General features: G+C 72.4%; 12 protein-coding genes and 1 pseudogene. 6 read left to right on the forward strand and 7 right to left on the reverse strand.

Going from position 1 to position 17,521, the window contains the following annotated elements; translation table 11 throughout:
• On the reverse strand, window positions 1-1,266 hold the full coding sequence (locus IEY98_RS15080) for an NlpC/P60 family protein (protein WP_229786927.1): 1,266 nt from the start codon (window positions 1,264-1,266) through the stop codon (window positions 1-3).
• Between the two features lie 205 nt (window positions 1,267-1,471).
• Here IEY98_RS15080 and IEY98_RS15085 point away from each other — a divergent pair, with 205 nt between their 5' ends.
• The 3 genes from IEY98_RS15085 (at window position 1,472) to IEY98_RS15095 (ending at window position 6,373) form a co-directional block, all read left to right on the forward strand.
• The gene (locus IEY98_RS15085; RefSeq protein WP_189211051.1) at window positions 1,472-1,921 is read left to right on the forward strand and encodes a hypothetical protein; all 450 of its coding nucleotides are present in this window, start codon (window positions 1,472-1,474) and stop codon (window positions 1,919-1,921) included.
• Complete coding sequence (locus IEY98_RS15090; protein WP_189211052.1) at window positions 1,918-3,360, forward strand: flagellar basal body protein FliL; 1,443 nt, start codon at window positions 1,918-1,920, stop codon at window positions 3,358-3,360. The genes IEY98_RS15085 and IEY98_RS15090 overlap by 4 nt, the downstream gene beginning before the upstream one ends.
• Before the next feature lie 211 nt (window positions 3,361-3,571).
• Window positions 3,572-6,373: an aconitate hydratase gene (locus tag IEY98_RS15095; RefSeq protein ID WP_189211053.1), complete on the forward strand. Its 2,802-nt coding sequence runs from the start codon at window positions 3,572-3,574 to the stop codon at window positions 6,371-6,373.
• A gap of 48 nt (window positions 6,374-6,421) precedes the next feature.
• Here IEY98_RS15095 and IEY98_RS15100 read toward each other — a convergent pair whose 3' ends face one another.
• Window positions 6,422-8,545, reverse strand: coding sequence for an ATP-binding protein (locus IEY98_RS15100; RefSeq protein ID WP_189211054.1), 2,124 nt, complete (start codon window positions 8,543-8,545; stop codon window positions 6,422-6,424).
• A 429-nt stretch (window positions 8,546-8,974) separates the two neighbouring features.
• On the reverse strand, window positions 8,975-9,772 hold the full coding sequence (locus tag IEY98_RS15105; RefSeq protein ID WP_189211055.1) for an NmrA family NAD(P)-binding protein: 798 nt from the start codon (window positions 9,770-9,772) through the stop codon (window positions 8,975-8,977).
• Window positions 9,773-10,485: 713 nt separating this feature from the next.
• Here IEY98_RS15105 and IEY98_RS15110 point away from each other — a divergent pair.
• Window positions 10,486-11,202, forward strand: a complete 717-nt coding sequence (locus IEY98_RS15110; protein ID WP_189211056.1) for a sulfite exporter TauE/SafE family protein — start codon at window positions 10,486-10,488, stop codon at window positions 11,200-11,202.
• 44 nt (window positions 11,203-11,246) lie between these two features.
• Here the strand turns inward: IEY98_RS15110 and egtD are convergent, their stop codons facing one another.
• The 4 genes and pseudogenes from egtD to egtA form a co-directional block, all read right to left on the reverse strand.
• Window positions 11,247-12,215, reverse strand: coding sequence for an L-histidine N(alpha)-methyltransferase (gene egtD / locus IEY98_RS32615; protein WP_229787048.1), 969 nt, complete (start codon window positions 12,213-12,215; stop codon window positions 11,247-11,249).
• A gap of 21 nt (window positions 12,216-12,236) precedes the next feature.
• Window positions 12,237-12,977: pseudogene (gene egtC, locus IEY98_RS32620) on the reverse strand (ergothioneine biosynthesis protein EgtC); the annotation flags it as partial.
• A 2-nt stretch (window positions 12,978-12,979) separates the two neighbouring features.
• Window positions 12,980-14,299 carry an ergothioneine biosynthesis protein EgtB gene (gene egtB / locus IEY98_RS15120; protein WP_189211058.1) on the reverse strand — a complete coding sequence of 440 codons (1,320 nt, stop codon included), beginning with the start codon at window positions 14,297-14,299 and terminating at the stop codon, window positions 12,980-12,982.
• Window positions 14,296-15,573: an ergothioneine biosynthesis glutamate--cysteine ligase EgtA gene (egtA, locus tag IEY98_RS15125; RefSeq protein WP_189211059.1), complete on the reverse strand. Its 1,278-nt coding sequence runs from the start codon at window positions 15,571-15,573 to the stop codon at window positions 14,296-14,298. The genes egtB and egtA overlap by 4 nt, the downstream gene beginning before the upstream one ends.
• A 125-nt stretch (window positions 15,574-15,698) precedes the next feature.
• On the opposite strand from egtA, the gene IEY98_RS15130 reads away from it, so the two are divergent.
• The gene (locus IEY98_RS15130) at window positions 15,699-16,289 is read left to right on the forward strand and encodes a TetR/AcrR family transcriptional regulator (RefSeq protein WP_189211060.1); all 591 of its coding nucleotides are present in this window, start codon (window positions 15,699-15,701) and stop codon (window positions 16,287-16,289) included.
• Window positions 16,289-17,440: an MFS transporter gene (locus IEY98_RS15135; protein WP_189211061.1), complete on the forward strand. Its 1,152-nt coding sequence runs from the start codon at window positions 16,289-16,291 to the stop codon at window positions 17,438-17,440. Before IEY98_RS15130 ends, IEY98_RS15135 begins: the two co-directional genes overlap by 1 nt.
• The last annotated feature ends 81 nt before the right edge of the window (window positions 17,441-17,521 follow it).

Below are 17,521 nucleotides of genomic sequence, written 5' to 3' on the forward strand. Positions count from 1 at the left end.
TCACAGCAGCCGGACGGCGTAGGGCTCCAGTCCGCCCCAGCGGACCGGGGCCACCCGGACCCGCGAGCCGCTGTACGGGGCCTCCACCATCTGCCCGTCGCCGAGGTAGAGGGCCACGTGGTGGATGCGGCCGCTGGTGGACCAGAACAGCATGTCGCCGGGGCGCATGGCCGACAGCGGGACCTTGCGGCCGTAGGTCGCCTGGTAGCCGGAGTAGTGCGGGAGCCGGATGCCCACGCCAGCGAAGGCGTAGATCATCAGGCCGCTGCAGTCGAAGCCGATCTTGTTGTAGTCGCCGTGGGAGTCGGCCACGCCGCCGTCGCGGATGCCGCGCGTCGGGCCGTGGGCGTTGCCGCCGCCCCACGCGTACGGCACGCCGAGCTGGGACAGGGCGCGGTCGATGACCACCTGCACCGAGCCGCTGGCGGGCGCGCTCGGCGGGGCCTGCACGGAGACGGGGCGGGGGGCGTTGGCCGCGGCCTCCTCCCGCCGCTTCGCGGCCAGCCACTCGTTGTAGCGCTCGCGCTGGGCCTCCAGGCCGCCGACCTTGGCCTGGGCGGCCACGAGCTGGCGCTCGTAGTCGGCCCTGGCGGCCTCCAGCTCGGCGGTCCTGGCCTCGGCGTCGCGGCGGGCCTGCTGAGCGCTGGCCATCGCCGAGTCCGCCGCGGCCTTGGCCAGCTCGGCGTCGGCCTCGGCGCGCTCGGCCTCGGCGAGGGCGGCCCTGGCCAGGGACTCCTTGTTGGCCTGGACCGTGCGGGCGCGTTCCATCCGCTCCAGCGCGTCGAGGCCGCTGCCGCCGACGGCGTTGAGCAGCTGGGCGCGGGCCAGCAGGTCCTCCGGGCTGGACGCGCCGATGTAGGCCGAGATGGAGCCGACCGTGCTGCCCTGCTTGAAGCTGCCCGCGGCGAAGTCGTCCAGCGCCTGCCGGGCGTCGGTGACGGCGCGCGCGGCGCCCTCGGCCTCGCGCGCGGCTGCCTCGGCGTCGGCCCGGGCCTCGCGCGCGGCGTCCTGGGCGGTCTGCAGGTCGACGAGGGCCTTGTTGGCCTCCTCCATCCGGGCCTCGACCTCGGCGTGCAGGTCCATCAGCCGGGCCTCGGCGCGGGCGAGCTGGTTGGTCAGCCGCCCGACCTCGCCTGCCTTGTCCCGCGCCTCGCGGCGGCCCGCGTCGATGTCGGACTGGCTGGGGTTCGGCGGTGGCGGCGGGACGGCGACCGCGGCGCCCGCGGTCGCGAACACCAGCAGCAGCGCGACGATCACGCTCCGCACGACCCCACCTCCTCCGTCCTCAGGGGACTTTCCGACTGTGCCACTTCGGACACATCCTGACCAGTCGTAACAGCGGGAACAGGCGTCGCTCCGGCCACTTTGTCCCCGAATCACACGGTCAGTAGTCCCCGGGTCCGGCGCCCGGCGACCACCGTTCACCCGAAAGCGGTAACGCCGGAGGACCGGACCTGCGAGGATGGTCGCCGTGCCCAACCCACGCGCCATCGCCGCCATCGGCATCGCGGGCCTGCTGACGGCGATCGTCGGCATGTGCCTGCCGTGGCTGCGCTCCGGCGCGGTCCTGCGCGACAGCTTCGAGTTCGCCGGGGTGATCCAGACCCTGGGTTTCCTGCGCGGCCAGGCGCTGGAGTGGCTGCTGATGGTGTGGTACGGGCTGATCCCGGCGATGGTCCTCGGCGTCGGCCTCTACCTGGTCTCCCGCCGGGCGGCCGCAACGTTCCTACTGCTCGTGGCGATAATCCTCGGAACCATCGCGGGCGTCGCGCGCGTCGAAGCGGGCAGTGGCCCGGTCGGCGTCGCCGAGGTGGGCCCGACGGTCACGGTGATCGGGGCCGCGCTGGTCATGGCAGCAGCGCTGGGCACGCTATTCGGCGGGCGCGGACGCGCACGCGAGAACGCAGGAGGGGAACGGTGACGTATCCAGGCCAGGGCGGGCAGTGGCCGCCGAACGACCCGTACGGGCAGGGTCAGGGGCAGCCGCAGGGCTACCCGCAGCAGGGGGGCTACCCGCAGCAGGGCTACCCGCAGACCGGGCAGCAGCCCGCTCAGCCGGGCTACCCGCAGACCGGACCGCAGCCGACCCAGCAGTACGGCTACCCGCAGCAGCAGTACGGCGGGGCGTACGGACACCAGGAGCCCCCGCGCAAGTCGCGCAAGGGCGTCATCATCGGCGTCGTCGTCGCGGTGGTCCTCGCCGCGGCGGGCGTCGGCGGGGCGGTCTTCTTCCTGAACCGGGGCAGCAGCGTCGCCGCGGGCGCGCAGGACCCGACCAGCGCGGCGACCAACCTGGTCACCGCGATCGGCCAGGGCGACGTGGCCGGGGTGCTCACCGGGCTGGCCCCGGCCGAGCGGGACCTGATGTCCGCGCTGAACTCCCAGACCACCGAGGAACTGGTGCGCCTGGAGATCTACAAGCCCGGTGTCGACCCCAACAAGATGACCGGCTTCGAGCTCAAGGCCGAGAACCTCAAGTTCGACGACGCCGCCGCGGAGAAGGTCAACGACCGCATCACGATCACCAAGCTGATCGGCGGCACGGTCACGATCACCTCGGACATGAGCCAGCTGCCCTACACCGAGGAGTTCATCGAGGCCGCGTTCCCGCGCGGGATGGACGCCCGGCCGCAGACCGAGACGGTCGACATCGCCAAGGAGGTCGCCGACAACGGCGGCGAGCCCATCCGCATCGCGACGGTCAACGTGGACGGCGAGTGGTACCCGTCGCTGTTCTACACGCTGGCCGACTACGCGCTGCTGGCGGAGAACCTGGAGTGGCCGAAGCAGGCCATCCCGGCCAACGGCGCCGACAGCCCGGGCGACGCGGTGCGCCAGCTCGCCGACGCGGCCATGGCCGCCGACCTCGAGCGCGTGATCGAGCTGCTGCCGCCGGACGAGATGGGCGTGCTGCACGACGTGGGCCCGGTGCTGGTCGAGCAGGCTGGCCAGCTGGACCCGGCCCCGGCGCGGATCGTCAACCTCGTGACCGAGACCGCCGACGTCGACGGCGGCACCAAGGTGCTGCTCAAGGAGCTCGAGGTCGAGGCCGACGGCCAGACCGTCAGGATCACCAAGGACGGCGAGTGCTACGCCGCCGAGGTGCAGGGCGAGCGCCAGCAGCTCTGCGCGGACGACCTCGCCGCCGAGATCGGCGGCCAGGGCATGCCGCCGGAGGTCGAGAAGGCGCTGACCGGCCTGGTCAAGGGCATGATGGCCAACACCGGCGTCGTGACCGTCGAGGTCGACGGCAAGTGGTACGTCAGCCCGATCCGGTCGCTGACCGACGTCATGGTCACCGCGCTGCAGAGCCTGGAGGCCGAGGACGTGCGGGCGCTGCTGGAGATGGCGAACGGCTAGTCCGACGAGCCCAGCGCGAGGACCCCCGGGGCGCGCCCCGGGGGTCCTCGCGCGTCCTGGATCACACTCCCGGCCCGGCGTGGCGGCTTGAAACGTAATACAGGACAAGCGTACTGTTTGGGGCAGCAGGGGGTTGCTGCGGGCCGCGGCCGGGTACGCGAGACTCACCCCCGTCGATCCGAACCGACATGCGCCGCCACTGGAGTTGGACGTGACTACACCGAGCAAGGACAGCTTCGGCGCCCGCGCCACGCTGAAGGTCGGGGATGCCTCCTACGAGGTCTTCCGCCTGGACGCGGTCAAGGGAGCCGAGCGCCTGCCGTACAGCCTGAAGATCCTGCTGGAGAACCTCCTGCGCACCGAGGACGGCGCGAACATCACCGCCGACCACGTCCGCGCGCTGGCCGAGTGGGACCCGGCGGCCGAGCCGTCGACGGAGATCCAGTTCACCCCCGGCCGGGTGGTCATGCAGGACTTCACCGGCGTGCCGTGCATCGTCGACCTGGCGACCATGCGCGAGGCCGTGACCCAGCTCGGCGGCGACCCGGCCAGGGTCAACCCGCTGGCCCCGGCCGAGCTCGTCATCGACCACTCGGTGATCGCCGACATCTTCGGCCGCCCCGACGCCTTCGAGCTCAACGTCGACCTGGAGTACGAGCGCAACAAGGAGCGCTACCAGTTCCTGCGCTGGGGCCAGACCGCCTTCGACGAGTTCAAGGTCGTGCCGCCGGGCACGGGCATCGTCCACCAGGTCAACATCGAGCACCTGGCGCGCGTGGTCATGGTCCGCAACGGGCAGGCCTACCCCGACACGCTGGTCGGCACCGACTCGCACACGACCATGGTCAACGGCCTCGGCGTGCTCGGCTGGGGCGTCGGCGGCATCGAGGCCGAGGCCGCCATGCTGGGCCAGCCGGTGTCGATGCTGATCCCGCGCGTGGTCGGCTTCAAGCTGCACGGCGAGCTGCCCGCGGGCGCCACCGCGACCGACCTGGTGCTGACGATCACCGAGATGCTGCGCAAGCAGGGCGTGGTCGGCAAGTTCGTCGAGTTCTACGGCTCCGGCGTCGGCGCTGTCCCGCTGGCCAACCGGGCCACCATCGGCAACATGAGCCCGGAGTTCGGCTCCACCGCGGCGATCTTCCCGATCGACGACGAGACCATCGAGTACCTGCGCTTCACCGGCCGCTCGGCCGAGCAGGTCGCGCTGGTCGAGGCGTACGCCAAGGAGCAGGGCCTCTGGCACGACCCGGCGGCCGAGCCGGTCTACTCCGAGACGCTGGAGCTGGACCTGGCCACCGTCGTGCCGTCCATCGCAGGCCCGAAGCGCCCGCAGGACCGCATCGAGCTGACCGACGCCAAGAGCGCGTTCCGCGCCGCGCTGGGCAGCTACGCCACCGCGGGCCCGGAGTCCGGTGTGGACGAGGCGGGCAAGGAGTCCTTCCCGGCCAGCGACTCCCCCGCCGTGTTCGACGGCGACGGCGGCGAGGGCGCGCCGTTCGACTACCACTCGGCCGCGCGGGGCGCGCAGGGCCGCGTCTCCAAGCCGACGCGGGTCACCGTGGACGGTGCGGAGTTCGAGCTCGACCACGGCGCGGTCGCCATCGCGGCGATCACCTCGTGCACCAACACGTCCAACCCGTCGGTCATGATCGGCGCGGCGCTGCTGGCCAAGAAGGCCGTGGAGCGCGGGCTGGAGCGCAAGCCGTGGGTGAAGACCACGCTGGCGCCGGGCTCGAAGGTCGTCATGGACTACTACGAGCGCGCGGGCCTGATGCCGTACCTGGAGAAGCTGGGCTTCCACCTGGTCGGCTACGGCTGCACCACCTGCATCGGCAACTCCGGCCCGCTGCAGGAGGAGATCTCCGCCGCGGTGCAGGAGTCGGACCTGGCAGTGGTGTCCGTGCTGTCGGGCAACCGCAACTTCGAGGGCCGGATCAACCCGGACGTGAAGATGAACTACCTGGCCTCGCCGCCGCTGGTGGTGGCCTACGCGCTGGCCGGGTCGATGGACATCGACATCACTACCGAGCCGCTGGGCACCGGGTCGGACGGGCAGCCGGTCATGCTGTCGGACATCTGGCCGTCGCCGCAGGAGATCTCCGAGGTCATCGCCTCGGCGATGTCGGCGGAGGGCTTCGCCTCCAGCTACTCCGACGTGTTCGCGGGCGACCAGCGCTGGCAGTCCCTGCCGACGCCGACCGGCAACACCTTCGAGTGGGACGCGGAGTCGACGTACGTGCGCAAGCCCCCGTACTTCGACGGGATGCAGATGGAGCCCGCCCCGGTGGTCGACATCGCGGGTGCCCGCGTCCTCGCCCTGCTGGGCGACTCGGTCACCACCGACCACATCTCCCCGGCCGGTGCGATCAAGCAGGACTCGCCCGCGGGCAAGTACCTGACCGAGCACGGCGTGGAGCGCAAGGACTTCAACTCCTACGGCTCCCGGCGCGGCAACCACGAGGTGATGATCCGCGGCACGTTCGCCAACATCCGGCTGCGCAACCTGCTGCTGGACGACGTCCAGGGCGGCTACACCCGCGACTTCACCGCGGGCGGCGAGCAGGCGTTCATCTACGACGCCGCGCAGAACTACGCCGCCGCGGGCATCCCGCTGGTGGTCCTGGCGGGCAAGGAGTACGGCTCCGGCTCCTCCCGCGACTGGGCGGCCAAGGGCACCTCGCTGCTGGGCGTGCGCGCGGTGATCGCCGAGTCCTTCGAGCGCATCCACCGCTCGAACCTGATCGGCATGGGCGTCCTCCCGCTGCAGTTCCCGGCCGGTCAGACGGCGGAATCCCTGGGCCTGGACGGCACCGAGACCTACGACATCACGGGCATCACGGCGTTGAACGACGGCGCAACCCCGCGCACGGTCAAGGTCACCGCCACGAAGGCCGACGGCTCCACTGTGGACTTCGACGCGGACGTCCGCATCGACACCCCGGGTGAGGCTGACTACTACCGCAACGGCGGCATCATGCAGTACGTCCTGCGGAAGATGGTCTCCAACTAAAGACGCGCCATGACGTCGGGGCCGCTCCTCCTGGGGGCGGCCCCGGTGTCATTCGTCCTCCGTCGGCAGATCGGCAAGACGATCACGCAGGTCGGTGGCGCGGTAATCGCAGAACGAGTCGTAGATGCGCAGCGCCTCCGACCAGTGGGCCCGGGCGCTACGCACGTCTCCGAGACTCCGCTGCGCTGTGCCCAGCGTGTCGAGGGTGGCCGCGATGTCCGGAAGGTAGGCATAGTCCGCCGAGATCGCGAGGGCGTCCTCACACGCGCTGATCGCTCCGAGGTGGTCGCCTAGACACGACCGGACGCGGGCCAGCTGGTTGAGCGTGAAGACCTCGCCCTCGCGGTCGTCCGCCTGCCGTCGTAGACGCAGGCTGTGCTCCGCGTGGCTCAGGGCCTGGCGGTGGCGGCCCAGTCCCATCAAGGCGCTGCTGACGTTGCAGTGCACAAACGCCTCTTGACGCCCGGTGTCGGTTCCCCGGCTCAGGGAGACGGCAGGGAGCAGGTAGTCCAATGCGTCGGCGAAACGATTCCGCCGTAGGGACACCATTCCTAGATCATTGCGCGCGTACGCCTCCAGGTAGGGGTCTCCGACTTCGCGAGCCAAGGCCAGCGCGCCGAGCAGGTCGCCGAGCGCGTCCTGCCAACCTGACCGCTGCAGACGTGCCCAGCCGGAGCGGGTCAGGAACCAGGCGTGGCTGGCGGGATCACCCGTCCGCCCCGCGGCGGCGATCCCCAAGGAGAGCATCTCGAACAACTCGTCCCAGTACGCGTGATGGTAGAAGAACGTCTCGACGGCGTGTACCAGAGACAACACCAGGACATCCCGCTCGTGGGCGCTGGCGTGGCGGACTACTGCCATGAGGTTCTGCCGTTCCATGGTCAACCACGCCGTAGCGGCGCCCCGGTCGGCCAACGGGATCAGCTCCACCGAAGTGTTCCCCGGGTGTGCGCGCCAGCGAACGTACGCGGGATAGAGAAGCCGGTCTGCCATGGCGGCCATGCGGGCATACCACGACAGGACGCGGCCGATCGCCTCGTCACGTGCACCGGGCGGATCATCGTGGCGCGCGCGGTCGCGCGCGTACTCGCGAAGCAAGTCATGCAACTCGTAGCGATCTCTCGCGCGCTGTTCGACCAGATTGACCGCGGCCAGATCGTCCAGGAGTCGCCGCGCCTGGCCGGTCGACACGCCGCCGATCGCGGCGGCCGCGTGCAGGCTGATCCCGGGCCCGGGATGCAGGCCGAGGCCGCGGAACATGGCCGCCTGCTCTGCGGTAAGCCGCCGATACGACCACCCGAAGACCGCGGACACGTCTGAGGCCTCGTCGGTCGGCGTGCGCAACACACCGAGCCTGTCGACCCTCATCTCGTCCACCACATCCGCAACCCGCAGATGAGGGCGGCCTGCGATGCGGCTACCCGCGATGCGCAGGGCCACCGGCAGCAGGCCGCAGAGCCCGGCGAGTTCGGCCACCGCCGGGGCCTCGGCCACAGCGCGGTGCCGACCGATGGCCAGACTGATCAGCTCTGCGGCCTCCGTCGGCGTCAGCGGCGCCAAGGTGAGGCGGTGCGCGTGCTGCCCGCTCACCAGGCCGGTGAGACTGTCCCGGCTCGTCACCAGGACCAGGCTGCCGGGACTTCCTGGCAGCAGCGGTCTAACCTGTCCAGCCGAGTTGGCGTTGTCCAGAACTACCAACACGTTGCGTTCGGCCAGTAGTGACCGGTACAGCCCGGCCCGGGCCTCCACAGTCGTCGGGATCTGCTCAGGCCGTGTGCCCAGCGCCCGGAGGAACCCGTCCAACACCTCGCCGGGGCGTGCCGGTCTCCCCGGGCCGTATCCGCGGAGGTCGGTATACAGCGTTCCGTCGGGGAAGGCGGCCTGCACCTGATGTGCCCAGCACAGCGCCAAGGCGGTCTTGCCGACACCGGGTAAGCCCTCGACCGCGGAGATCACCATCGTCCGGCCGTCACGGCCGCCCGCCGTCGCGAACAGGGCGTCGAGCTTCGCCACCTGTTCTGACCGGCCCACCAGGTCCGGTACGGCCATCGGCAGCTGTCGAGGCACTGGCAGGTGGTCGTGGGTCAAGACCAGGTTGTGAATCGAGCCCGTCTGCACCACGGGTCCGATGACTGAGCCGACCACCTCGTTGCGAACACCAGGTTCAGGCACGGACGCGAGTCTGCCAGCGGTCTCTATCCCTCGGAGGGTTATCGCACTCGCCGATTCCACCATGCCTGCCGTTGCAGTCGTGTCAGGCGTGGGGCCACCGACTCAATCCGCGGCGTCCTGAGGTGGAGCGGGTTTGACGTCGATCAGCGTTTCGATGGCGATGCCGCGCTGCGCCAGGCAGTGGCGCATCCATCGCTGCCCGGCGGCGCCTCTGGTCTCCACGTCCACTGGAGTGCGGACACGGGGTCGTCGCCGGGGACGAGGGTGTCGCAGAGGTCGGCCAGGAGCCGAATCTGTTCCAGGTGATCCGCGTCGGGGAAGGAGTCGTGGCAGTGGGCCTCACGGCGGTAGGCCATCGCGCGGATGTGCAGGATCGCTTGGTGGGTGATCCACTTTCTCGCCTGCTCCGCCCGCTTGCGTCTTCGCACGTCACCACGCTTCCGCTACGTAGGTGTCGAAGTCCTTGGGGGCGCGGCCGGTGACGCGGTGGACGGTGTCGGTGGGGGTGCCGTCGCCTTGGGCCTGGAGGGCGGTGAAGGCGGTGATCTCCTGGTCGATCTGCTCGGCTGGCAGGCCGAGGGCGGACATGGCCGCGCGGTAGGCGTCTGGGGTGTCGTGGAAGGTGATGGTGCGGCCGGTGGCCTTGCCGATGCGTTCCAGGGCGTCGGCGAAGGACAGGGCCTCGGGGCCGGTGATCTCGTAGGTGAGGCCCGCGTGGCCGTCCTCGGTCAAGGCGGTCGTGGCGACGGCTGCGATGTCATCGGCGTCGATGAAGGGGAAGCGGGTGTCGGCCAGGGGGACGGCGAGCTCGCCCGCGTCGACGGCCGGGCGGAAGACGCCCTCGTCGAAGTTCTGGTTGAACCAGTCCGGGCGGATGATGGTCCACTCCGCGCCCGAGTCGCGCACTGTGCGTTCGGCGGCCTGGAGACGCTCGTCGCCCATGACCTCGATGGCCCGGCTCGACAGCAGCACGATCCGCTCGACGCCCTGGTCGACGGCCTGGTGGACGAAGGCGGGGTCGACGGGCAGCTCGTGCGGGGCCATCAGGTACAGCCGGGACGCCCCGGCGAGCGCGGGCTCCCAGGTGGCGGGGTCGGACCAGTCGAAGCGCACCGCGCCGGACCGCGACGCGGGGCGGACGGGGAGGGCGCGGGCGCGCAGGCCCGCCACGACGCGGCGGCCGGTGGTGCCGCTGGCGCCGAGGACCAGGATGTCGTTCTTCGCCATGCCCGCCACCCCATCACAGGGCACCGACAATCGCCCGACCACGCCGCTGTCCCACCGCCCGCGGCGACGCCTCCGGGGCCTACGCCCTGACGACCGGGATCACCGGCCGTCCCGCCCACACCGCAACACCTCCAGCACCACGTCGTGCCGACCGGAACCACCCACTGCCCCGCCCACACCGCAATACCTCCAGCACCCACGCCGTGCCGACCGGAACCACCCATCACCCCGCCAACACCTACACCATGCCGACCAGGACTATCCGCCGTCCGCTCACACCGCAACGCCTCCGGCGCCTACGCCGTAACGACCGGAACCACCCGCCAACCCACCCACACACCGCAACACCCCCGGCACCTACACCGTGCCGACCGGAACCACCCGCCAACCCACCCACACACCGCAACACCTCCAGCACCCACGCCATGCCGACCAGAATCGCCCACCGTCTCGCCCACACCCGCAACACCCCCTGCGCCCTACCTCGTAAGACCAGAACTACCCACCGCCCACCCCCACACCGCCCCTACGCCATGCCGACCAGAACCACCCGCCGCCTCACCCACACTCGGCGGTGGCGGGGCAGCAGGGCGGCGTCGGCGTCCCACTCCTCCACCGTCACGCCGGTCGAGCACATACGGCCGGAAGGAGGCGCGCGCCACATCCCCGGCTCGCGCGCACGCTCGTCCCCGTACGTTGGGGCCGGAGGTCTCATGTCCTGGACAGTTATCGCACTCGCGGGGTCGATCATGCTGGCCGCCGCGGTGGTGCAAGGCGCGGTGGGCTACGGGCTCAACCTGATCTCCGGGCCGCTGCTGGCGCTGCTGGACCCCGTGTTCGTGCCCGTCCCCATCCTCTTCGTCGCCTGCGTGCTCGCCGCCGCGCTCAGCCTGCGGGAGCGGCGGGCGATCGACTGGCGCGGGGTCGGGTGGGCGATGGTGGGCAGGCTGCCGGGCAACCTGCTGGGTCTGCTGGCCCTGGTCCTGCTCCCGGTGACCGGGTTCAACCTGGTCATCGGCCTCACCGTGCTCGCGTGCGTCGTGCTGTCGGTGGTCACCTGGCGGCCCAGGGTGACCCCGCCGGGGCTGGTCGTGGCGGGCACGGCGTCGGGGGTGTTCGGCACGGTGAGCGCGATCGGCGGGCCGCCGATGGCGCTGCTCTACCAGAACCAGGCGGGCCCGACGGTCCGCGCGACGCTCAACGCGTTCTTCCTGCTCGCCGCCGTCTCGTCGGTCGCCACGCTCGCGTTCGCCGGGCAGGTGCGCGGCGAGCACCTGGTGGCCGCGGCCGCGCTGGTCCCATTCATCGTCGTGGGGTTCCTGATCTCCGGACCGGCGCGCAGGCTCGTCGCCGGGCCGCGGCTGCGGGTGGCCGTGCTGGCGATCGCGGCGGCCAGCGCCGTGCTGCTGATCATCCGCAGCGTCGTCTGAGCCCGGCGCGGGAGCGGGCGGCGGGCCGCCCGCTCCCGGGTGGACTACTCCGCCCGGGACAGCGACAGGGCGAACCGGTTCTCCGCGTCGGTCCACCAGCGGTGCACGGTGAAGCCCGCGGTGGCCAGCTCCTCGGTGATGCCGTCGCGGCGGAACTTCGCGGAGGTCTCGGTGCGCAGCTCCTCCCCCTCGGCGAAGTCCACAATCATGCCCAGCTCGGCGATCGCCACCCGCTGCGCGCGCACGGACCGCAGGCGCATCTCGATCCACTCCTGCTCGGCGTCCCACACCGCGACGTGCTCGAACGCCTCGACGTCGAAGTCCGCGCGCAGTTCCCGGTTCAGCACCCGCAGGACGTTGCGGTTGAAGTCGGCGGTCACGCCCGCGCCGTCGTCGTAGGCCCGCACGAGCGTGTCGCGGTCCTTGACCAGGTCCGTGCCCAGCAGCAGCCACTCCCCCGGCAGCAGCGTCCCGCGCAGCGCGCCGAGGAACTTGGCGCGCTCGTCGGGCAGCAGGTTGCCGATCGTGCTGCCCAGGAACGCCACCATGCGCGGCGGCTCGCCCGGGACCAGCGCCAGGTGCTCGGTGAAGTCGCCGACCACGCCGCGCACCTCGGCCAGCGGGTACTCCTCGGTCAGCGCCGCCGTCGCCTCGCGCAGCGCCGACTCCGACACGTCCAGCGCGACGATGCTGCGCAGGGAACCGGCGTCGCGCAGCGCGGTGAGCAGCAGGCGGGTCTTCTCCGACGAGCCCGAGCCCAGCTCCACCAGCGTGTGCGCGCCGGTCGTCGCGGCGATGTCTGCGGCATGCGCGCGCAGGATCTCGGCCTCGGCGCGGGTCGGGTAGTACTCGGGCAGGCGGGTGATGGCGTCGAACAGCTCGCTGCCCCTGGCGTCGTAGAACCACTTGGGCGGCAGCGACTTCGGGGACGCGGCCAGCCCGGAGCGCACGTCCGCGGCCAGGGCGCGGGCGGCGTGGTCGGCGGGCAGGTGGATCTCCACGGTGGGGGGCACGCGGTGGCCTTCCGGCTCGGGCAGTGCGGTGATCCGCACGTCGGGATGGGGGTCGAGGGTGGCCGTCACCAGCATGCGGTCCGCGACGGGCGTCCACAGCGGCGAGTCGTCCCCCGGCTCCGAGGCGATCACGACGGCGTCGTCGGCGCGGAGCACGGACAGGGAGTGCCACCAGGTCGTCGCGGCCATCGTGCGGCCGTCGGTCAGCAGGAGGTTGAGGCGGGAATCGGGGGCGCGGGCGATGACGTCCGCGACGACCGAGGACAGCGCGTCGGCGAGCGTCGCCCCGGCGCGCAAGCGGTTGCGCACCAGGACCCAGAGGAACGCGCTGTCCGTGGGCGCGTCCATGGTCATCAGGTCGACGGCGGGCAGGGTCGAGGCGAGATCGGCGACGCTGTCCGGCCAGCCCGCGACGACGCCGTTGTGGCTGAACAGCCAGTCGCCCTCGGTGAACGGCGCGCACGCGGTCTCCACGACCGGCATGCCCACCGTCGCCGAGCGGGCGGCGGCGAGCACGGACCCGCTCGACGTGGCCGCGGCGAGCGACGCGAACGAGGTGTCCGTCCACATCGGAACCGCGCGGCGGTAGCGCACGACGCCCGACGGCGTGTGCCAGCCGACGCCGAAGCCGTCGGCGTTCACCGTGCCGCCCCGGCGCATGTCCGTCGGGGCCCAGGTCTGGCGCAGCAGCCCCGACGGCGGGTCGAGCAGCAGGCTGGACAAGGGCACGGCGGGGCCGAGGTACCCCAGGTGGCGGCACATGATCAGGGCCGTTCCGCGTCGCGGGCGCAGCGGAACCCGGCGAAGATCTGCCGCCGGATCGGGTGGTCCCAGTTGCGGAACGTGCCGCGCACGGCCGCCGCGTCGGTGCCGAACGAGCCGCCGCGCAGCATCTTGTAGTCGCCGCGGAAGAACACCTCGGAGTACTCCTTGTACGGGAACGCCCGGAAACCGGGGTACGGCAGGAAGTCCGAGTCGCACCACTCCCAGACGTCGCCGATCAGCTGCCGCACGCCCAGCGGGGACTCCCCCGCCGGGTACGCGCCGACCGGCGCGGGCCGCAGGTGCCGCTGGCCCAGGTTCGCGTGCTGCGGCCCGGGGTCATCGTCACCCCACGGGTACCGGCGGGAGCGCCCGGACGCCGGGTCCCAGCGCGCGGCCTTCTCCCACTCGGCCTCCGTCGGCAGCCGCTTGCCCGCCCACTTCGCGTAGGCGGCGGCCTCGTGGAAGCACACGTGCACCACCGGCTCGTCGAGCGGGACCGGCTCCACGACGCCGAAGCGGGTGCGCACCCAGCGGTCGCCGTCGCGCTCCCAGAACCGCGGCGCGCTCAGCGACGCCTTCATCCGGTGCGCCCAGCCGCTCTCCGACCACCAGCGCGGGTCGTCGTAGCCGCCCGCGTCGATGAACGCCAGGTAGTCGCCGTTGCTCACCGGCACCGTGTCGATCCAGTACGGCGCGAGGTCCACGCCGAACGCGGGCCGCTCGTTGTCCAGCGCCCACGGCTCGGCCGACGTGCCCATGGTGAACGGTCCACCCGGGACGAGCACCTCGCGCGCGGGCAGCGGCGCGGCGGGCGGCGGCGGCTCGGCGTGCAGCACCGGCGCGCCCTTGCGGAGCTGGTGGGTGGCCAGCATGGTCTCGTCGTGCTGCTGCTCGTGCTGCACGATCATGCCGAAGGCGAACGCCCGCTCCACCAGCGGACGACCCTCCAGCGGGGACCTCTCCAGCACGTCGAGCACCTTGTCGCGGACCTCGCGGACGTAGCCGCGGGCCTCGGCCGGGTTGAGCAGCGGCAGCGACGGCCGGTCGGCCCGCGGGTGCTGGAAGGCGTCGTAGAGGTCGTCGATGTCGTGCCGGACGGGGTCGCGCCCGCCCACGTCCCGCACCAGCCACAGCTCCTCCTGGTTGCCGATGTGGGCGAGGTCCCACACCAGCGGGGACATGAGCCTGGAGTGCTGGCGGACCAGGTCGTCGTCGTCCACGGCGTCGGTGAGCAGGGTGCTGCGCTCGCGGGCCCGCCGCAGGTCCTCGGCGACGCGCTCGCGCAGCCGATCAGTCTGGATGCGCTCCGTGCTGGTCATGCCGGCCTCCCAAGGGTCGTCAGTCGATCGGCCGTGCGCGTCAGCCGGGCGGTGACCGCCGCGGCCGCGCCCGGCGGCAGGCCCAGCGCGGGCAGCGCGCGCAGGCCGAGGTCGATGACGGTGCGCGCGGCGTCGGCCGAGGGGCGGTCGGCCAGGCCGAGCCGGGCGGCGGGCAACCACCGGTCGGCGACCGGCTCGCACGCGGCGACGACCGCCTCGACGGTCGCGCGGTCGGACATCAGGGCGGCCAGCAGCGCCGCCGGGGTGATCCAGTCGCCGCCGTGCTGGGCGTCGAGGTAGCGGACCTCGAAGTAGCCGTGCGGGCGGACCGGGGGGAACAGGGTGGAGATGTGGTAGTCGAGGTCCGTGGTGGTGGGCACGGTGGGCAGCGCGCCCGCGATCCAGTCGGCGAAGGTGACGCCGCTCGGCGCGTCCCAGGCGCCTTCTTCCCTGCGCACGCATAACAGGGGCGTGTCGAGGACGTGCCGGGCCCAGGTGCCCACGGGGTCGTCGGTGATCGGGACGGGTCTGCTGCGCGCGGGGTCGACGCCGAGGACGGCGCGGGTGCGGGTGGACGCCCATCCGGTGACCTGTCCGGACAGGACGGGCGAATTGGCGAACAGCGCGACGAACACGGGCCCCAGCGAGCTGACCGCCGCCCAGCGGACCGCGACGTCGCCGGGCTGGCCGACGTCGATGCAGACCTGCAGGCCCGCGGTGGCGCACATCATCGTGATGCCGTCGGGGCCGATCGGGGCGAAGGCGCGCTCCATCGCCGCGTAGCGCGGGGTGTCGAGCAGGCGGATGGGGGCGCGGAACGCGTCGGTGCCGCGTTCGCCGAGGGTGAGGCCGACCTCGTCGAGCCGCAGGCAGAGCGTGCGGTGGTCGGCGGTGACCGCGTCGATGAGGTCGCCGAGGTGGGCTGCGGGCTGGGAGGAGATCTCGACCTGCCCGCCGGGTTCGAGGGTGACGGCCGAACCGGCCGGGAGCGGGAGATGGGGACTGTCGGGGCGCAGGGTGCGCGGGGTGTGGGGGCCCAGGGCGGCGGCGAGGGCGTCGGGGTCGAGCGGCCGCCGGGGATCGTCGCGGTGGTGGACGGTCCATTCCAGCTCGACGCCGGTGAGGCGCGGTGGGCCGTGTTTGAAGCACACCGAGGCGACGTAGGCCTCCGCCTCGACCCTGGCCCGCAAGCGCCGCCCGTCGGGCTGGGCGGCTTCGCGGAGTGCGGTCACGTGCGTGGTCCCTTTCTGGCGAGAATCGCTGTGCCGTAACATCACCGCTTTGCGGCCCGTCCGACGCTACACGCGGGGACCGACAGTCGCAGCCGTCCTCGGGGGACGTGATACCCAATACGTACGTACGGATTGCTTCTTCCGCACCCGGCTGCCACGATCGCCCCATGCCACGGGTAAGCCAGGACCACCTCGACGCGCGCCGCCGCCAGATCCTCGACGGGGCCCGCTCCTGCTTCGCCCGCCACGGCTACGAGGGCGCCACGGTGCGCAGGCTCGAGGAGGCCACCGGCCTGTCCCGGGGCGCGATCTTCCACCACTTCCGCGACAAGGAGTCGCTGTTCCTCGCCCTCGCCGAGGACGACGTGCTGCGGATGACCGAGGTCGTCGCCGAGCAGGGCCTGGTCCAGGTGATGCGCGACCTGCTGGCCGTGCCCCCCGGCAACGGCGACAGCCCGGCCGACTGGCTGGGCACCCGGCTGGAGGTCTCCCGGCGGCTGCGCACGGACCCGGAGTTCCGCGCCCGCTGGGCCGAGCGCTCCGAGCAGCTCACCGTCGCCACCCGCAACCGCCTGCTGCGCCAGCGCGAGGCGGGCAACCTGCGCGACGACATCGATGTGACGGTGCTCACGGCCTTCCTGGAGTTGGTCCTGGAGGGCCTGGTGAGCCACATGGCGATGGGGCTGCCCGCGGAAAACCTGGGGCCGGTGCTGGACCTCGTCGAGGAGAGTGTGCGCAGGCACCGTCGAGGAGGGTGATGCGCGCGTACCTGGGGGCGGCGACCTGCGCGCGGGTCGCGGACGAGATGGTCGGCGTCGCGGTCGTCCTGCTGGTGCTGGGGCGGACCGGCGATCCTCTGCTGGCGGGCGCGATGGTGACGGCGTACACCCTGCCGTCGGTGGTGTCCGGGCCGCTGTTGGGCGCGTGGCTGGACCGCACCGCGCACCGGCGTGCGGTGCTGGCGCTCGGCGGGGTGCTGCTGGCGCTGTCCTGCGTCGGCATGGTGGTGACGAGCGGCTGGCCGCCGTACGCGCTGGCGGCGCTCACCGGCTTCGCGCTGCCGCTGACCAGCGGCGGCTATTCGAGCCTGGTGCCGCACCTGGCCGCCGACCTGACCCGGGCCAACGCGCTGGACGCGGCGGTGTTCAACCTCGCCGCCATCGCGGGCCCGGCCCTCGCGGGCGCCCTGGCCGCCCTGGTGTCCCCCGAGGCGGCGGTGCTCGCGATCGCGGTCCTCGCGGCGCTCGGCGCGGCGCTGACCGGTCTGCTGCCCGCGATGCCGCCCACGCGGGCCGACCGGCCGGGCCTGCTGTCGACGGTCCGCGCGGGCCTGGCCCATCTGGTGCGCACCCCGCCGCTGCGCGGCGCGACCCTCACCACGGTGCTGAGCCTGGGCTCGGTGGGCATCCTGGCGACGGCGATCCCGCTGTGGACGGCGGAACTGGGGGCGGGCCGGGAGGCGGCGGGCGCGGTGTGGGCGGTGCTGGAGGCGGGCTGCCTGGCCGCGACCCTGCTGCTCGGCAGGCGGCTGCTCGGACGGCGGGTGGACGTCGTGGTGTACGGGTGCGTGGCGGCGTACGGCGCCATGCTGCTGACCTGGCCACTGGCCGACTCGCTCACGGTCCTGCTGGTGCTGGTGCTCGTGACGGGCTTCGCCGAGGGCCTGGCACTGCCCGGGATCATGGCGGTCCGCCAGCGCCACAGCCCACCGGAACTGCTGGCCCAGGTGGCCACGACCGGCGCCAGCCTCAAGATCGCCGCGTTCGCCGTCGGCGCGACCGCGGGCGGCTGGCTGGTCCCGGCGGCGGGCCCGGGCACGGCGATCGCGGTGGTGGCCGCGGCCCAACTGGCGGCAGCGGGGCTGGGTGCGCTGGCGGGCTGTTCGCGTCCTAGTCCGGTGGCGGCGTAGCTGGATTACCAGCCTGCTTCCACCTCTTCGGACTCGCCCCGGCGTTGCCTGTCGACCGCGTGCTCGAGTGCAGGGGTATCG

This window comes from Actinokineospora fastidiosa (assembly GCF_014648415.1).
GTDB classification, from domain to species: domain Bacteria; phylum Actinomycetota; class Actinomycetes; order Mycobacteriales; family Pseudonocardiaceae; genus Actinokineospora; species Actinokineospora fastidiosa.